The following is a 16626-nucleotide window of genomic DNA, read 5'->3' as shown; positions in this document are numbered from 1 at the left end:
AAGTAAAAAACTACTTTTCACACTACTAAAATCCTTAACTTAATGACATTGTTTTGGCATTTTACTACGTCCCCAATCAAATTATTGTCTTCGTTTTATTACTTTTAACCTTGTGAATTCTTCTCTTTCTTTTTCTTCCAGCGCGTTGTTGATGTTGTAGACCAGATTCGTGTACATCGGTATGGTGATGTTCTTCAGAGCATTGGCACGTTTCTGTGTCTTTTTGATGTTTGTTGCCAGACGATATGCTGAGTTCTCGACTTCAGCCAGCTTGATGGTCAGATTCTTTACCTTTCGGAATGCCTCCCTGGCGATATCCAGCGATTCGCCTGTATCTCCGAATGAGTAAGTCAGGTCATTCTGCTTTTCATCATATTTGATATGTGGAATCTCTGTTCCCATAATACTTCTGGTCTGTATACGAATGGAATCTTCAATTGGTACAGTGAATGCAAATTCCTGTACCCTGCTGATTCCCATCTCAATATTAGCGCGCTGCAGGCACGCATATGCCTGGGTAAATGTGGAATCTATCTCTTCCTGGATGCCTTTTGCCTCATCGATAAGTCCCATCAGTTCTTTAAGAAGTATATTTCGTTTTTTGTCCATCAGTTCATAACCCTGATTGGCAAGTGCCAGCGAGTTTTTGGCAAGCATCAGATTTCCTTTTGTCGGAAATTCCCGTGGATCCATAGACTCCCTCCTTTCCCACTTTTGCAATATAGCAATTATAATGCAAGAATTCTGGCATATTTTCCAGATTCCTGCACTTCTAAATCATTTTTACGCTTCATTCTTCTTCGGATAATAGAAATCAATGAGTTTTGTATCGATTCGATCCAGTTCTTCTCTTGGAAGCAGTGCTAACAGTTCCCAGCCAAGATCTAGCGTCTCTTGAATGGTACGGTTCTCTGTTGTTCCTTGACCAATATAACGCTGTTCGAATTCGCGTCCGAACTCCAGATATTTCTTATCCAGTGGTGACAATTCATCTTCACCGATAACGGAGGCCAGGTTTCTTGCCTCTCCTACTTTTGCGTAGGAAGCAAATAACTGGTTCGCCAGCGCCTGGTGATCGTCTCGCGTATAGCCTTCTCCGATTCCGTCTTTCATCAGACGTGACAGTGACGGCAATACATTAATTGGCGGATAAACTGACTGTCCATAAAGATTGCGGTCCAGTACGATCTGACCTTCCGTAATATATCCGGTCAGGTCAGGAATCGGGTGCGTGATATCGTCATTCGGCATGGTCAAGATTGGAAGCTGTGTCACCGATCCATTTGCCCCTTCCACAATTCCGGCACGCTCATAAATTGTTGCCAGTTCACTGTAAAGATAACCTGGATATCCTTTTCGTGACGGAATTTCTCCTCTTGAAGAGGATACCTCACGAAGTGCCTCTGCAAAAGAAGTCATGTCTGTCAGGATTACAAGAATATGCATGTTACACTCAAACGCCAGATATTCTGCCACAGTCAGTGCTACCTTTGGTGTGATCAGACGCTCTACGACAGGGTCATTTGCCAGGTTCAGGAACATACACACATGGTCGGATACTCCGTTCTCATCAAATGTCTTGCGGAAGAAATCTGCCACGTCATGCTTAACTCCCATAGCTCCAAACACAATTGCGAAATCTTCATCAGAATCACCGCCCAGAGAGGCCTGTTTTACAATCTGCGCTGCTAACTGGTCATGTGGAAGTCCGTTTCCTGAGAAAATTGGAAGCTTTTGTCCACGGATCAGTGTTGTCAGACCATCAATGGCTGAAATTCCTGTCTGGATATAGTTTCTTGGATACTCACGTCTGACCGGATTAAGCGGAAGTCCGTTGACATCACGTTTATCCTCGGAAATGAGAGGTCCCATATCATCGATCGGCTGTCCGATTCCGTTAAAGGTTCTTCCAAGCATTTCCGGTGATACAGTAACCTCCATCGGACGTCCCATCAATCTCGTATGTGTATTGTCCAGGGACATATTCTCGGTTCCTTCAAATACCTGAATGATTGCTTTGTCCTCATTCAGTTCCACAATACGTCCCATTTTCTTTGTTTTATGATCGACTACAAATTCCACGATTTCATCATAGAATGCGTCCTGAACTCCTTCCAGCACAACCAGAGGGCCTTCAACGCTGCTTAGTCCCAGATATTCTATTGCCATGATCTTGACCTCCTTCTATGCATTTTTCTCAATCACTGTATCGTAGAAACGGTCGATATCTACTTTGTACATATCTAATAATTGTAACTCGCCATTTGGCACATCGTATTTGATAGCGATAACTTTCTCAAAGATACCCTCTGCCTTCAAAACAGACATCGGCATACCTCTTGCCACCAGTTCTCTGCATTTCTTATAGAGATACAGAATAATATCCATCATACCGAACTGCTTCTTTAGAGATACACACGTATCGTCTTTGTGAAATGCGTTCTGCTGCAGAAATCCAAGGCGAATCACGCGGGCAATCTCCAATGTCAGCTTCTGATCATCCGGAAGTACATCACTACCGATCAGTTTTACAATCTCCATGAGACTGTTCTCCTGGTTCAGAATATTCATCAGACGGTTCCGATAGTCCACAAACTTTGGAGATACATTATCAGCATACCATGCACTTAAATCCGGTAAGTACTCGCTGTAACTGGTCAGCCAGTGGATTGCCGGGTAATGTCTTGCATATGCCAGAGACTTATCCAGTCCCCAAAAGCAACGGATAAATCGCTTCGTATTCTGTGTGACCGGCTCGGAGAAGTCTCCTCCCTGCGGAGATACTGCTCCAATGATTGTAACAGAACCTACAGCTCCATTTAATGTCTGCATCATACCGGCACGCTCATAGAATGCAGAAAGTCTGGATGCCAGATAAGCCGGGAATCCTTCCTCTGCCGGCATCTCTTCCAGACGTCCGGACAGCTCACGAAGAGCCTCTGCCCAACGGGATGTAGAATCCGCCATAATTGCGACATCATATCCCATGTCACGATAATACTCAGCCAGTGTAAGTCCTGTGTAAATAGATGCCTCACGGGCAGCTACCGGCATGTTGGATGTGTTGGCGATCAGAGTCGTTCTGTCCATCAGCGGATTCCCCGTTCTTGGATCCACCAGTTCTGAGAACTCCTCCAGAACCTGTGTCATCTCATTTCCGCGCTCTCCGCATCCGATATATACAATAATGTCCGCATCAGACCATTTTGCGATCTGATGCTGACTCATCGTCTTTCCTGTTCCGAATCCTCCCGGAATTGCGGCTGTTCCGCCTTTCGCCAGAGGGAACATAGTATCCATGACACGCTGTCCCGTCACAAGCGGAACTCTTGCAGAATAACGGTGATGCACCGGCCTTGGCACACGGATCGGCCATTTCTGCATCATGGAGAGTTCTTTTCTCTCCCCTTCTGTTGTCTCGATCACAACAAGTGTATCATTGATATGATACTGTCCGTCAGGTACGACACTGACCACGATTCCTTCCACATCCGGCGGAACCATACATTTGTGCACAATCGCATGCGTCTCCGGAACTTCTGCAATGATTGCCCCTCCCTGGAGTGCGTCACCTTCTGCAACCGTCATGTGTGTATCCCACAATTTATCAAGATCCAGAGAATCTACACTGACACCTCTTGTAATAAATGCGCCATTACTTGCCTGCGCAACCTTTTCCAGCGGACGTTCAATTCCGTCGAAAATATTATTGATAATTCCAGGTGCGAGGATAACAGATACTGCATCTCCGGTACCCTCCACAATCTCTCCCGGCTTCAGACCGGAAGTCTCCTCATAGACCTGAATCGTTGTCCTGTCCTTGTCCAGAGAAATAACCTCTCCTACCAGACGTTCTTCTCCTACATAGACCATCTCGGACATCTTAAATCCGGTCCTGCCTTTCAGATAAATGACAGGGCCGTTAATTCCATATATTTTTCCAGTATGTTTAGCGTCCACTGCCCATACCTCCTCCAAATGCGAACTTCTGATATTCTCTCTCCAGCGCGCCCTTAAATGCATAATCTACCAGAATATTTCTCTCTGGAATGACTGCACGAATTCCACCGATAAAGTCTTCTTTGCTGATACTCAGTGTAAATCCTGTCTTCTCCTCCAGATACGCTTTCTTATCTGCGTCTGTCGGATTAACATAAATCGTCATCTCGCCGCGGTCAGAATATGCTACCGCTTTTTCAATATATTTTACCAGAAGATCCTGATATTTTTCCGTCTCCATATATGCAGACAGTTTTTCTTCGACTTCTTTAAAAAGCTGCTTTTTCAAACGCTTCTGGGCAGCTCCAAGCTCTCGCTTAAGTTCCAGCGCAGCCTTTGAATTCGCCATACCAAGCTGCTGCTTCACGCTGGTCTTTTCAGCCTTGATTCTTGTGTCTGCCTGTATCAGTGCCTCTGCTTTATGTTGCTCAAAGACATGGGTAAGCGCCTTCTTATGCTGTTCCACAATCGCATTCCCTTTGCTTCTTGCCTCCTGCATTGCAGATTCCTGCAGTCTTGTTATCTTCTCATCTACTGTCACACAATCACCTGCTTCCTATAGTTTTAATCCTATAGCCTCATTCACATACGATGTGATAAAGTCTTTTTTACGTCCGGTTCCGTGTCTGTCCGGAATCTCGATCAAAAGCGGCATGGTCCGCTGTAACTTAATCTCGTTGATAAGATCCGGGAACTCCCGTCCGAACCGCTCAGTCAGCAGAATGACACCAACTTCTTTGTCATTCATGGCATTTTCTAATTCTTCACGCAGTTCGTTTCTTTCATGTACAACGACTCCATCTACGCCCGCCAGTCTCAGTCCCGTCAGAGTATCGACATTATCACTGATCAGATACATTTTCATCTTATAATTTACCGAGGATCATGAAGGAGATGATCAGTCCATACAGACACACACCTTCTGCCAGTCCTACGAAGATCAGTGACTTACCAAGTGCGCTGGAGTCCTCGCTGATTGCTCCAAGAGCGGCACTTGCTGCACTTGCTACGGCAATACCGCCACCGACACAGGAAAGACCGGTTGACAGTGCGGCTGCGATATAACCAAATCCAGTTGCATTTGAAGCGGCTGCTGTTGTCTCTGCAGCGTATACCGGATCTCCGGAAAATAACATGATCGCTGCGATGGCAAATGCTCCAAAATAAAAGACAACATTTGCTCCAAGTGCACGTTTGTAACGTTTCTTACTTCTCTCTCCCTTAAGGAAATATCCAAATGGTACGATAATTCCAAGTACCAGTGCTGCCACCAGTAATAATTTTACAGTTAATGTCATGACTTCTTCCTCCTACTCGCTCTGTTTATGAAATGGTTTGAATTCTCTTCCTGTTCCTTTATAAAAACGGCTGAACATCTCGTAATATTCCAGACGCAGAACCTGGATACCAACTACCAGTCCTTCCAGTCCACAGACTATGATATTACCGATAACAAATATGATCCAGTTCGTGCTTCCCGCACTCGCTCCGGAGAGCATCAGTACAACTTCCATCATTGCCGCATGGCTCACTGCAAATGCTCCGATACGCACATAAGAAATGGTATTGGAGAAGTAGCTTAACATGGTCTCGAACAATTCAAAAAATGCCTGTACAAAGAACATGACCTTGCCGCCTTCCATTTTCTTATGACGTTTCTCTACCAGATTTCCAAGTGGCTCTTTAAATACAAAGAGGAGCACCGGAATTCCAAGGAAAATCACAAGCATTACATTTCCCGGAGTCTTGTGTCCGGTCATATAAAGTACTACTGTCAGTACCAGGAATCCATAAAATACAAGTCCTGCCACACCATTGGTGGAAAATAACATATTTTCCTTATCGTGGGCTTTCGCCGAATTGATAATATTGAAGATCATCACCAGAATATTCAGTGCCATACCAAATGCAATGGCAACGACGAATACGGTGTTAAGCTGCCCGATAAACGGCAGATTCGTCATTGCCGATACAGGCCTTAACCAGCGGGCTTCAATAATATCTTCAAATCCAAATACGCTTCCGAACATAAATCCGAAGAACATGGAAAAAATACCTGCAATGGAAATAATTCCTGCCAGATTGATCTTCTTTGTCAGATACAGGATTCCGCCAATTGCAAAGAGGCAGAAGCCCTGGCCAAGATCTCCGAACATGGCTCCGAATATAAATGTATAGGTCAGTGCCACGAACATGGTCGGGTCCATCTCATCGTGAGCCGGAAGTCCGTACATCTTGATAAACATTTCAAATGGTTTAAATACCTTCGGGTTCTCAAGCTTTGTCGGAGGATCACCAAAATACTGGTCACGCTCATCTTCGACCATGATACTGATCTTATCGTCATCCTGGGTCTCAGCAAGAAGCGCATCTACATCCTTTTCACTCATCCAGCCACATAAGATATAGAACTCATCCCTCTCATCCTCACTGGTCACTCTCGCTGCAAGTTTACGGATATCAAAGTTGTCCGCAAGCTCCTGCAATCTCTTTCTCGCTCCCAGAAGCTTGGCTGCATTACGTTTCATAAGTGCTGTAATCTTATCCTCATCTGCGTCAATATCTTTTTGCACTGCTTCAATATCCTGATCCAGCTTCTCACACGCTTCTTTAGGAGTTCCGATGTAAGCATCTGTCACGTCAATTCTCTCAAAGTGCAGTGCCCGGAATGTGTTATCCGCTTTCGCAATATCCGCATTTGCCGCTATGTAACAGCCATAGACAAAACCTTTGTCTTTTCCAGCCTCCAGAAATATGGCATTCAGACTGTCGGCCAGATATTTTTCAAGACGTCTGTAATAGTCAAGCGAAATGCGTCCAAACCGTACCTGCATGTACTGATACTGCAATGCTTTATGAACATCCACTTTCAACGCAGAAAATGGTTTCAGGACATTTTCCTTTCCAAGCAATTCTTCCTTCTTGAGCTTCAGCCTTTCTCTGTCTTCCACAAGTTCCAGATAATCATGATTCAGATCCCGGATCAGCGCCAGCATATCATCCTTTGATCCTGACAGATCTGCCCGAATTTCCCTGTCCTCCGGCAGAAGCTGTGCGAACTGCTCTGCCTTTGCAAGCGGATCTCTGTACGGGTTCACTTCCACGAACGGCATGATATTTTCCGTTGTCTTAAGTTCTGTCACCGCATTTTCAATCTGCATCTCATATTTTGACAGATATTTCTCGCATACCCGGTCGATGTCATCTCTCGGACCGCTGATATTTAAGAATCTCATTTTTACAATCACTTGCTCTCACCTCCCAAGTATGTCAATATCTCCTGTCTGGTCAGTCCATAACGGATACACTCTAACGCTGTCGTCAGCTTGTCGATTTCCTGCTCCTTCAAGAATAAAAATGCGTGCATCGTTGCATCGGAGTAAGGATCCTTCTGCCTGTCAGATATATAGAGATCCCGTAAAATATCTTTGATACTCTTTTCTATGGACTGCCCCTCTTTCATGTGGACATGTGTTCCATAGTAAGTATTCTCAATCTGCTTTTTCATCTCTTCCACATTCGGTGCTTCCACGATTGCCTTAAATTCTTCCGTACTTAAATGAAAATGATATGGAAGCGTCAGTGCATAGATTTCTGCCGGAAGCATACGATAATACTGCTTCGCACGGTACACCCATTGAATGTTCATGAGATCCATCTTGATTCCCACATCTCTTGAAAAACGCTCTCTGGATTTTCCGGAGAATACCTTTCTTCCCCGCCTCCAGTAATTAGTAAAATAGTAAAGCTCCAGTGCCTGATAGTAGTCAAATAATGTCGCTGCCCCAGAATCCCGGATTGGTTTTAATGCTTCATAATACTCACTGCCCCGTAAGTTATCCACAAGTTCGTCGATATTTGTGGAAGTTATCAACTTATCAATAGAAAGTTTTGAATATTTATCAAAAAATTCCTTCTTATAATCCAGGTCATAAGGCTTGTCATAATGGTTAAATACGATTCTCAGACAATAGTTGATCACACTGACTTCATACTTCTTCCAGTAAATCTTCAGAAATTTCTTCTGGTCGATTCCCGCAAACCGGAAGATTCTTGTGTAATCATTATACAGAGACTGATACAACATCTTCTCAATATCACCTCGATGAAGATGCGCCAGTTCCAACTGATCCATATAGACTGCGTAGGCCGGTTTCGTCTTCAGAAATTCCACCACCTGCACAACATCCGTAAAACCGGAAATAGTCTCATAATCAGCCTGTGTAAGAAGCTTTGCCTGCATTGCGCGGATTTTCGTCGTAAGTCCGCTGTATGCCATCACATTGCCCATCGTTCTCTTCCTCGCTATATTTTTTTTGAAATGTCTGAAATTCTGATACCTGTGGTTTACTCCTCGCTTCACGCTCCCACTGGCATCTTATATTACACTTCTATTATATGACGCAAAATACCTTCTGCATAAACTGCATGAGCCGTCTCATATTCCTTTTCCAATGTCTGAACTGCCTCGTGATTCTTCTCACGCTGACTCTTCAGGAGTTCATCGACCTGCCGCTTTCCATCTTCCCGGATTTTGGTAAGTTCTGCCTGCGTCTTCTCATCCAGTTCTTTATCAAACTGATCTCTCTGCGCCTGAATCTCCTGCTCAACCTGACTCTTATCTTCTTCTGCCTTCGCCACAATACTGCGCGCAGTGTTCTCAATATCATCCAGTCTTTCAATCACAGATTTCATAAGCCGCCCCCTTCTTGTTATCTGTCTGACCAAAGCCACATATCATCACAGAACTCTCTAAAAAACTCATACTTTTTTAATGATTTCTCAAAAAAATCTACTGAAATTCTAATAGTTTTCTATAATATGAAATATTTTAGAAAATGGCTCTAAATCAGAACGTTTATATTTAACTATAGTCTCCAAATTGCACAATTGTCAAGTAAGTTATGCCGATTTTTGTGTAATTTTTATACACTTCCATCAAAGTGTATGGATATTTCATTAGTAAAAATCACAAGACTATTTTTGTATATACTAAGCGGTTCGGTTCATGTTGTATAACCGCAAGATACTCACCTTCTGCTCTTCCTGTGTATACAGTGTCTCCGAAATATGTTTTTTCACAACTTCAATATTTTTGATAATAATCTCTCCACATTTCAGCTCAATAGCCCCCTCTTCTTTCAGCTGTGCCAGTGCACGCTTTGCCTGAATTGCAGATATATTAACTGTGCTCGCCAGTTCTTCCTGTCCCAAAATTATTTACACAATTTTCTCACTTCTTCCACTGTCTTCTGTGCAATTGACGCAATCTGTTCTTCCGAAATCCCTGCCTTCCACATGGAACGAATCATTTCACTCTTACCTTCTTCTTTTCCAATCCGTTCACCTTCTTCTCTTCCAATCCGTTCGCCTTCTTCTCTTCCAATCCGCGTCGCATAATGGAGCTGTGCATACTTATCCCTTTTATACTTCAATCTCGTCTCATACTCCAGACGCTTCTTCTCGTCCGCACTGAGTCTGTCCAGTTCTTCATACGCTTCTCCAAAATACTCGTCCTGCTTTGCCATCTCTTTTAACTCCTTCCGGCTCTTTGCATTGAGAAATCGCATCCACCTTATGATTCCTTCTTCGTTCTGATCTTCCGGTGGTAACTTCCCCAATTCCAACACATGAATCTCCATGATATCTGTATAAATCTCTCCCGTTTTTGTATTGCAAAATGTAATTTTTCGATAGTACCTGTTATCCTCCGGGAAATGTACAAAATCCAGAATACTGACATGAATGCATTTCTGAATTTTGTCATAATCATCACCTTTATGAATCTGATCTGTGACCATCTTGCTTAAATAAAACACAATCCGTTTTTTCCAAAAATCAAATTCTGCCACCTGCATCTCAAAGTCTATCTGCGTGCCATCATGCATTTCAACTCGAACATCCAAAATTCCATATTTATCGTCTTCGTACTCTTTTCTGAGTATGGTCGGCAACAGTCTAGTCTCCTTGATTTCTTCTGGTCTTACTCCCAACAATGCTGCAATAATTCCTTTTCGCACCTTTTCATTTCTCATCAGTTCTTTGAAACAAAAATCTACGGTCGGAAGCATGATAAACTCGTCATCTGTACGGTTCTTTTGTACTTTAGTTCCTGTTCTTTTTGACATATACTCTCCTCTCCGACAACTTCCTATAGTCTGAGAAAAGATTATCTATAGATATTTTATCATATATTAATAGTATATTCCAGTTGGAAATGCTAATCTTCAAATAACATCCTGTGCCGCACCAGGTTCCCTTCCCAGCCTATATTCACTTGTCACACGTTCATCACTTTGGAATAACACCCGATACTCTGAGCCTCCGAAATGAATGAAATTAAATAGATACCTTTTGCAGATAACAAGAATCGCCATCTGCGTGGACTCAGAATAGCATAAATATGAATCAAATACAATAGTTAATTTAAAGATGCGATGCGGAACCGCACTTCTTCTTTATATACACTCTCGTATTCCACCACTCTATGCTGACCAGACACTTTCTCCTACCAATCCCCCGCTCTCCTTCCGCCTTCCAATAACTTCGCACATAATAAAATCCAGCTGCTGATGTCACGATAATTGATTTTATTTTCCAGATTTTCTTACGCCTAACTTAGTCTGTACAGTGTACTGTCTGAGCCGATTTATCGGCGAGTTTGCACTGTCAGACTAAAATAGGTGGCGTATGAAAATCAGAAAACAAATCATATCGTGACATTAATAGCTGGATTAATTATGTTAAGTTATTCCATTTACTGAGTTCTCAGCTCTGCTCCCATCTTCTTCTGCAGCTTCTTCATAACCTGATTTGCTACATTTTCAATCTCCTGGGAAGTCAGTGTCTTCTCATTAGATCCGATGGTCAGTCTGATTGTCACAGATTTCTTGCCCTGTGGGATTTGTTTTCCACGGTACTCATCTACGAAATCTGCTTTCTTAAGGAACTCGCTGGCTTTCTTCTTGCCAAGAATTGCCTCATGCATATCACTCCATACTGCATTGGAGTCAAAGAGCATGGAAATGTCATACTCGTTCTCCGGATATGCTGCAAGGTGAGTGAATTTATTGGTTCTGGAAATGAGTGGTTTCAGTTTCAGAACATCTAATTCAAAGAGCATTACGGACAAGTTCTTGATTCCGCAGTCCATAGATGCCTTCTTAGCCAGAAGTCCCATATCACCAATCTTCTCATCTCCACGGTAAATGTTGAGCCATACTACATTGTCAGCCCATACTGGTTTCTCTTCTTTTCTGAACTCAAATGCTGCCTGATGTGTATAACGTGGCATATACTCCAGAACACCTTTTGCTTCCTGGAAGAGCTCTTTCACATCTTTCACACTGCTTGCAAATGCTCCGGCAATGTGGCGGCGCTGCTCTGGCAGTAACTCAGACTTGTCGTATGGTGAAGTATAGTTCGCATCATGGAATACCTGAGCTTCCTCAAAGATTGAGAAATCATTGAAGTAACGCTCATTCTTTGCAACTGCCTCGCAAATGTTCGGAAGCAGAGAAGCACGCAGGTAACTGAGATCCGGTGCCGGTGGTGTTGAAAGACGAAGCATTCCTTCTGTCGTCTGCATAATTGCATTCAGATATACATCATTTACCCAAGGATATGTGTAGATTTCCTGCATTCCACAACGAATTGCAAGGAACTCTTTCATATTTCTTACAAGATCCTGATCTTTCTGATTGATTGCGCTGTCAAATGTTGTTGTAAATGATGTTGGCTCGAAATTGTCGTATCCATACATTCTGGCAACTTCTTCCATTACATCATCTTTAATAGAAATGTCACCTGTAGAACGCCATGTCGGAGCGATAACGTGCATGTCCTCCCCATTGATCTGTACATCAAATCCAAGTTTCTCAAGCTTGCCTTGGATCTCATCATTTGTCAGATGCTTTCCAAGTCTCTTCTCAAGCCATACAAGATTTACATCAATCTCAGCTCTCTTGAGTTTCTTTACATATTTATCACAGTAACCTGTCACTTTCATTTCCGGATACAGCTCTTTGAAATACTGCATGGAAAGTGCAAGTGCCTGGTCGCATCTCTCAGGATCGATAGCTTTTTCATACCTTGAAGAAGCTTCTGTACGGTTATCATAACGAAGTGCAGTTCTTCTGATTCCTGCTGCTTCAAAGTTTGCGACCTCAAGAATGACACGCTCTGTCTTAGGCAGGATAGAATCCTTTGCTCCACCCATAACACCAGCCAGTGCAACAGGTCCCTCGGAATCTGTAATTACAAGGTCATCTGTACAAAGAGAAAGCTCTTTGTCGTTCAGAAGAAGTAACTTCTCATTTTCTGCTGCATGTCTTACAACGATGTGATCAGAAATGTTATCTGCGTCAAATGCATGTGTCGGGTTACCAGTTGCAAGCATGACGTAGTTTGTAATGTCAACCAATGCATTGATTGGACGCATACCAACCTTCCAGATTCTACTCTGCATCTGATATGGTGCCTCTTTTACATTTACACCAGACATTTCTACTCCGATATATCTTGGACATCTGTCTGGATCAGCAATCTCTACATTAAAATCAGACTGTACATCTGTCTCAAATGGCTTGATCTCAGCTAATGGCAGATTGTATAATGCTGCGATCTCGCGGGCGATACCATAGTGTCCCCACAGATCCGGTCTGTTTGTCATTGATTTGTTATCAATCTCAAGAAGAACATCGTTCAGATCAAGGGCATCTGCCAGAGTTGTTCCTGCCGGTACGTCAAATGCGGACAGGTCAAGAATCTCTGCTTCCTGAGATGCCGGGAAGAGATCTCCCAGTCCGATCTCGTCAGATGCACAGATCATTCCGTAGGAAGCCACGCCGCGAAGTTTAGACTTCTTGATCTCAACAGGCTCTCCCTCACCATGCCAGCGGACAATTGCTCCCGGGCAGGATACGGCAACACGCATACCTTTTTCAAGATTGATACCACCGCAGACGATGTCTTTGATCTCACCGTCACCGATGTCTACTTTGCAGACACGAAGCTTATCTGCATTTGGATGTGGCTCGATATCCTCGATCACACCTACTACCATATGGTCAAAACGGTCTGCCAGGTACTCGACGTCCTCAACCTCAACAGTATCCATAGTCAGATCATATGCAAGCTGTTTCATATCCATATCTTCAGGGATATTTACAAAATCTTTAATCCATGATAATGATAATTTCATCTTTATTCTCCTCCGCTTATCTGAACTGTCTCAGGAATCTTAAATCGCCACTGTGGAACAATCTTACGTCATCTACGCCGTAACGCATCATGACTAGTCTGTCCAGACCGATATTTACATAGAAACCTGTGTACTCATCCGGATCCAGTCCTGCTGCACGAAGTACATTTGGATGTGGGGATCCACCCGGCATAACCTCGATCCAGCCCACATGTTTACATACGCTGCAGCCTTTTCCGCCGCACACCTGACACTCCATGTCGATCTCAAATCCTGGCTCTACAAATGGGAAGAAACCGGAACGCATTCTTACCGGAACGTCTCTTCCGAATACTTTACTTAAAATGCTCTGAATCATAACTTTTCCGTCTGTGAACTTGATATCCTTATCCACGATTAGAGCCTCATACTGGAAAAATGCTCTCTCATGATGTGAATCTGTTGTCTCGTTACGATATACACGTCCCGGATATACAAAACGATACGGCGGTTTATGTGTCTGCATGTAACGGACACTTCCTCCTGTCAAATGTGGTCTCAGGCAAAGCTTCTCATTTGTGCTTCCACTGTCATGACCCTCCAGCCAGTATGTGTCCATACTCTCTCTTGCCGGATGATTCGGAGGGAAGTTCAGTTTATCAAATGCATATAACTCACTTGTGATGTCATCCTCCTGGAAAATCTCAAATCCCATAGAACGGAATGCATCGTTCAGGTCATAGCACATCTGTGTGATCGGGTGAAGTCCTCCGTTCGGTGGCAGGATTCCCGGTACAGAACAATCAAAGTCCGGTGAAACCTCAGAAGCTTTCAGCTTCAGCTCTGTTCTCTTAGAGTTGATCAGCTCTGTCACCTGATTCTTAGCCTGGTTGAGCACCTTTCCCATCTCCGGGCGAAGCGCTGCGTCAAGCTTTGGCATCTCCTTCATTAACATACTTAACGCACCCTGTTTTCCAACATATGCATTCTTCACATTCTGCAGTTCATTTTCATTTGCTGCTTCAGAAATCTTAGTTTTCACTTCTGATAAAATACTGTTGATTTTATCTTTCATTCTAATTCCCCTTTCTACTACTCTTTAAGTTCAGTGTCTTTTTTATTGAAAATAAAAAAAGCACCGCCACTTGTGATTAACAAGGGACGATGTTACTCGCGGTACCACCCTATTTCAGAGTCCTTATGACTCTGCACTCTTTTATGTGTATTCGATCTGCTACACGAACATCCAACTTAGCGCATCTGCCAGGCAAATGCTTTTCATCGGAAGACTCCCATACTGAAATTTCCAAAAGGTTCGCGTGAAATGCTCTCAGCCGGTGACACTTCATCTCTGCTTCACTACATCTTCTGTACTTACATATGTTCATAGTCCAAAATCATGATAATTATTACATAATTTTACGGCTTTGTCAATGTGTGAGTTCAGCCCATCTCACACTGCAATTACCAGATAAGAAATCAGAAGTACTTATTACAGATACTTCTGATTTCACTTTACAAATTTAAATCAACTTATTTTTTTGCATTTGCTTTAAAATTCGTTCTAAAATTTCTTCTAGCTTAAGTTTTGAACAAGCAACATTAAATCTTCTATACTGACTGTATCCTGTGCCAAATTCTGAACCATGACTTAGAATCAATTTGCAATCATCTCTCCAAAACTTTTCCAATTCCGCATCAGACATATTCAGTCCACTACAATCCACCCACATTACATATGTTGAATCGCTATTTACAACTTTCAACTGAGGAAAATGCGTTTCAAAATATTCTTTAAAAACCCTCTTATTTTCCTGTATATAATACTTTACAGCCTCCAGCCATTCAACGCTCTTTGTGTAGGCTGCAATAGTAACTCCCTCAACAAAAGCATGGGCAAATGGATATTTCAAATTTTCCATTATTGCTGAAATTTTATCTCTCATCTTTTGATCTTTAATTATCAACGAAGCACCACTTAGCATCGGGACATTAAAGCTTTTACCTGGTGAAATTACTGTAGCTGCCATAACACCAACTTCCTCTGCAATACTTGCTGCTACAGTATGCTGTGCCTGATTGAATATAAATTCATAATGCACTTCATCTGAGATAAGAGTCATCCCATGTTTTTTACAGAACAAACTAATATCTTTTAATTCATCCTTTGTCCAAACTGTTCCTGTTGGGTTTTGTGGATTACACAACAATAATATTTTTGTCTTTTCAGAAACTTTTTCTTCCATTAACTCTAAACTAATGGTAAATCTGCCCTCTTTTTCTATTAATGGACATTCCAATACATTTCTTCCACATCCGGTAATAGTGCTAAAAAAGTTACCATAAACAGGTGTTAACAGCATAACTTCATCACTTACTTCTGACGCAGCTTGAATATATGTACTTATGCCAATCATTGTATCTGCACAAAATAGTATTTCACTTGCATCCACCTTATAAGAATGTCTATTTTCAAGCCATTCTGAAATAACTTTAAAATACTTCGGTGTTAATGTCTCATATCCGAAAATCCCCGCTTCTACTCTCTCCTGCATCTGTCTCTGAATTGCTGGTGATGACTTAAATTCCATATCTGCGACCCACATAGGATAAATATCTTTGTCAATATCTAGTGTCTTTAAGTCTTTCCATTTATAAGAATTCATATAACGTCTTTCAATAATTTTATCAAAATCCGTATCATAAATGTCATCTACTTTTGCCTGTATAAACGATTTTGCACGCTCTGTCTGAGGATTTGTAAAAAATATATCAGGAGTAGCTTGTTCAACAATATTACCATTTTCCATAAATACAATTTCATCTGCAACTTCCCTTGCAAATCGCATTTCATGAGTAACAATCAACATTGTTGTGTGCTGTTTTGCCAAATCTTTAATTACATCTAAAACTTCATTTACCAATTCTGGATCCAAAGCAGATGTGGGCTCATCCAAAAGGATTACATCTGCATTCACAGCCATTGCTCTAGCGATTCCAACTCTTTGCTTCTCTCCACCTGACAACGTTTCAGGATACGCATTTTTCTTATGTGACATTCCTACTTTTGCAAGGAGTTCATCTGCTATTTGTAATGCTTCTCCCTTGTTCATTTTTCTTACAGTTATCAACGGCTCAATAACATTTTCAACGGCCGTTTTATTTCTGTATAAGTTTGAATTTTGAAATACCATTGCCATATGCATGCGAAGAGTCTGAATATCGCTTTTACTCATTTTAGTAAAATCAATCTCTTTATCTCCTAATACAATAGACCCTTTATCAGCCCGTTCCAAAACATTCAGACATCTAAGGAGTGTTGATTTTCCTGTTCCAGAAGGTCCTATGATAGCAAACACTTTTCCTTTTTCAATTTTTAAATCTATACCTTTCAATACAGATTTATCACCAAATGTTTTCCATAGATTTTTAATTTCTATCATTTC

Annotated in this window: 14 protein-coding genes; all 14 read right to left on the bottom strand. The window is 42.2% G+C overall.

Translation table 11 applies throughout. The features are described 5' to 3' along the window. Positions 1-81: 81 nt before the first annotated feature. Entirely contained in the window at positions 82-693 is a 612-nt protein-coding gene (locus LI149_RS10855) for a V-type ATP synthase subunit D (RefSeq protein ID WP_119209973.1), read from the bottom strand. Positions 694-783: 90 nt separating this feature from the next. Continuing rightward, a complete protein-coding gene (locus tag LI149_RS10850) occupies positions 784-2169 on the bottom strand; it encodes a V-type ATP synthase subunit B (RefSeq protein WP_005335131.1) in 1386 nt (461 codons plus the stop codon). A 15-nt stretch (positions 2170-2184) separates the two neighbouring features. Continuing rightward, on the bottom strand, positions 2185-3960 hold the full coding sequence (locus LI149_RS10845) for a V-type ATP synthase subunit A (protein ID WP_119196099.1): 1776 nt from the start codon (positions 3958-3960) through the stop codon (positions 2185-2187). After that, a complete protein-coding gene (locus LI149_RS10840; RefSeq protein ID WP_173785420.1) occupies positions 3950-4540 on the bottom strand; it encodes a V-type ATP synthase subunit E in 591 nt (196 codons plus the stop codon). The genes LI149_RS10845 and LI149_RS10840 overlap by 11 nt, the downstream gene beginning before the upstream one ends. Before the next feature lie 15 nt (positions 4541-4555). Beyond that, positions 4556-4864 carry a V-type ATP synthase subunit F gene (locus tag LI149_RS10835; RefSeq protein ID WP_005335121.1) on the bottom strand — a complete coding sequence of 103 codons (309 nt, stop codon included), beginning with the start codon at positions 4862-4864 and terminating at the stop codon, positions 4556-4558. 1 nt (position 4865) lies between these two features. Continuing rightward, on the bottom strand, positions 4866-5297 hold the full coding sequence (locus LI149_RS10830; RefSeq protein ID WP_005335119.1) for an ATP synthase subunit C: 432 nt from the start codon (positions 5295-5297) through the stop codon (positions 4866-4868). 12 nt (positions 5298-5309) lie between these two features. Next, complete coding sequence (locus LI149_RS10825; RefSeq protein WP_173785419.1) at positions 5310-7247, bottom strand: V-type ATPase 116kDa subunit family protein; 1938 nt, start codon at positions 7245-7247, stop codon at positions 5310-5312. Then, on the bottom strand, positions 7244-8290 hold the full coding sequence (locus tag LI149_RS10820; protein WP_227143341.1) for a V-type ATPase subunit: 1047 nt from the start codon (positions 8288-8290) through the stop codon (positions 7244-7246). Before LI149_RS10820 ends, LI149_RS10825 begins: the two co-directional genes overlap by 4 nt. Positions 8291-8382: 92 nt before the next feature. Beyond that, the gene (locus LI149_RS10815; protein WP_173785418.1) at positions 8383-8694 is read right to left on the bottom strand and encodes a hypothetical protein; all 312 of its coding nucleotides are present in this window, start codon (positions 8692-8694) and stop codon (positions 8383-8385) included. Positions 8695-8991: 297 nt separating this feature from the next. Then, a complete protein-coding gene (locus LI149_RS10810; protein WP_173785417.1) occupies positions 8992-9213 on the bottom strand; it encodes a helix-turn-helix domain-containing protein in 222 nt (73 codons plus the stop codon). Positions 9214-9215: 2 nt separating this feature from the next. Then, positions 9216-10127 carry an Rpn family recombination-promoting nuclease/putative transposase gene (locus LI149_RS10805; protein WP_227143340.1) on the bottom strand — a complete coding sequence of 304 codons (912 nt, stop codon included), beginning with the start codon at positions 10125-10127 and terminating at the stop codon, positions 9216-9218. Positions 10128-10756: 629 nt separating this feature from the next. Next, positions 10757-13201, bottom strand: a complete 2445-nt coding sequence (gene pheT, locus LI149_RS10800; protein WP_022279484.1) for a phenylalanine--tRNA ligase subunit beta — start codon at positions 13199-13201, stop codon at positions 10757-10759. 16 nt (positions 13202-13217) lie between these two features. Continuing rightward, a complete protein-coding gene (locus tag LI149_RS10795; protein ID WP_005335111.1) occupies positions 13218-14255 on the bottom strand; it encodes a phenylalanine--tRNA ligase subunit alpha in 1038 nt (345 codons plus the stop codon). A gap of 448 nt (positions 14256-14703) precedes the next feature. Then, positions 14704-16623 carry a PatB family C-S lyase gene (locus LI149_RS15610; protein ID WP_173785414.1) on the bottom strand — a complete coding sequence of 640 codons (1920 nt, stop codon included), beginning with the start codon at positions 16621-16623 and terminating at the stop codon, positions 14704-14706. Positions 16624-16626 lie beyond the last annotated feature (3 nt).

The sequence above is a fragment of the Dorea sp. 210702-DFI.3.17 genome (assembly GCF_020560825.1).
In the GTDB taxonomy this organism is placed as follows: Bacteria; Bacillota; Clostridia; order Lachnospirales; family Lachnospiraceae; genus Dorea; species Dorea formicigenerans.
The sequence above is the reverse complement of the archived record's forward strand: the minus strand, read 5'-3'. Positions and strand labels throughout refer to the sequence as shown.

Coding starts and splice junctions, on each gene's coding strand:
- LI149_RS10855 (WP_119209973.1), bottom strand. CDS start 693: ATGGATCCACGGGAATTTCCGACAAAAGGAAATCTGATGCTTGCCAAA.
- LI149_RS10850 (WP_005335131.1), bottom strand. CDS start 2,169: ATGGCAATAGAATATCTGGGACTAAGCAGCGTTGAAGGCCCTCTGGTT.
- LI149_RS10835 (WP_005335121.1), bottom strand. CDS start 4,864: ATGAAAATGTATCTGATCAGTGATAATGTCGATACTCTGACGGGACTG.
- LI149_RS10830 (WP_005335119.1), bottom strand. CDS start 5,297: ATGACATTAACTGTAAAATTATTACTGGTGGCAGCACTGGTACTTGGA.
- LI149_RS10820 (WP_227143341.1), bottom strand. CDS start 8,290: ATGGGCAATGTGATGGCATACAGCGGACTTACGACGAAAATCCGCGCA.
- LI149_RS10815 (WP_173785418.1), bottom strand. CDS start 8,694: ATGAAATCTGTGATTGAAAGACTGGATGATATTGAGAACACTGCGCGC.
- LI149_RS10805 (WP_227143340.1), bottom strand. CDS start 10,127: ATGTCAAAAAGAACAGGAACTAAAGTACAAAAGAACCGTACAGATGAC.
- pheT (WP_022279484.1), bottom strand. CDS start 13,201: ATGAAATTATCATTATCATGGATTAAAGATTTTGTAAATATCCCTGAA.
- LI149_RS10795 (WP_005335111.1), bottom strand. CDS start 14,255: ATGAAAGATAAAATCAACAGTATTTTATCAGAAGTGAAAACTAAGATT.
- LI149_RS15610 (WP_173785414.1), bottom strand. CDS start 16,623: ATGATAGAAATTAAAAATCTATGGAAAACATTTGGTGATAAATCTGTA.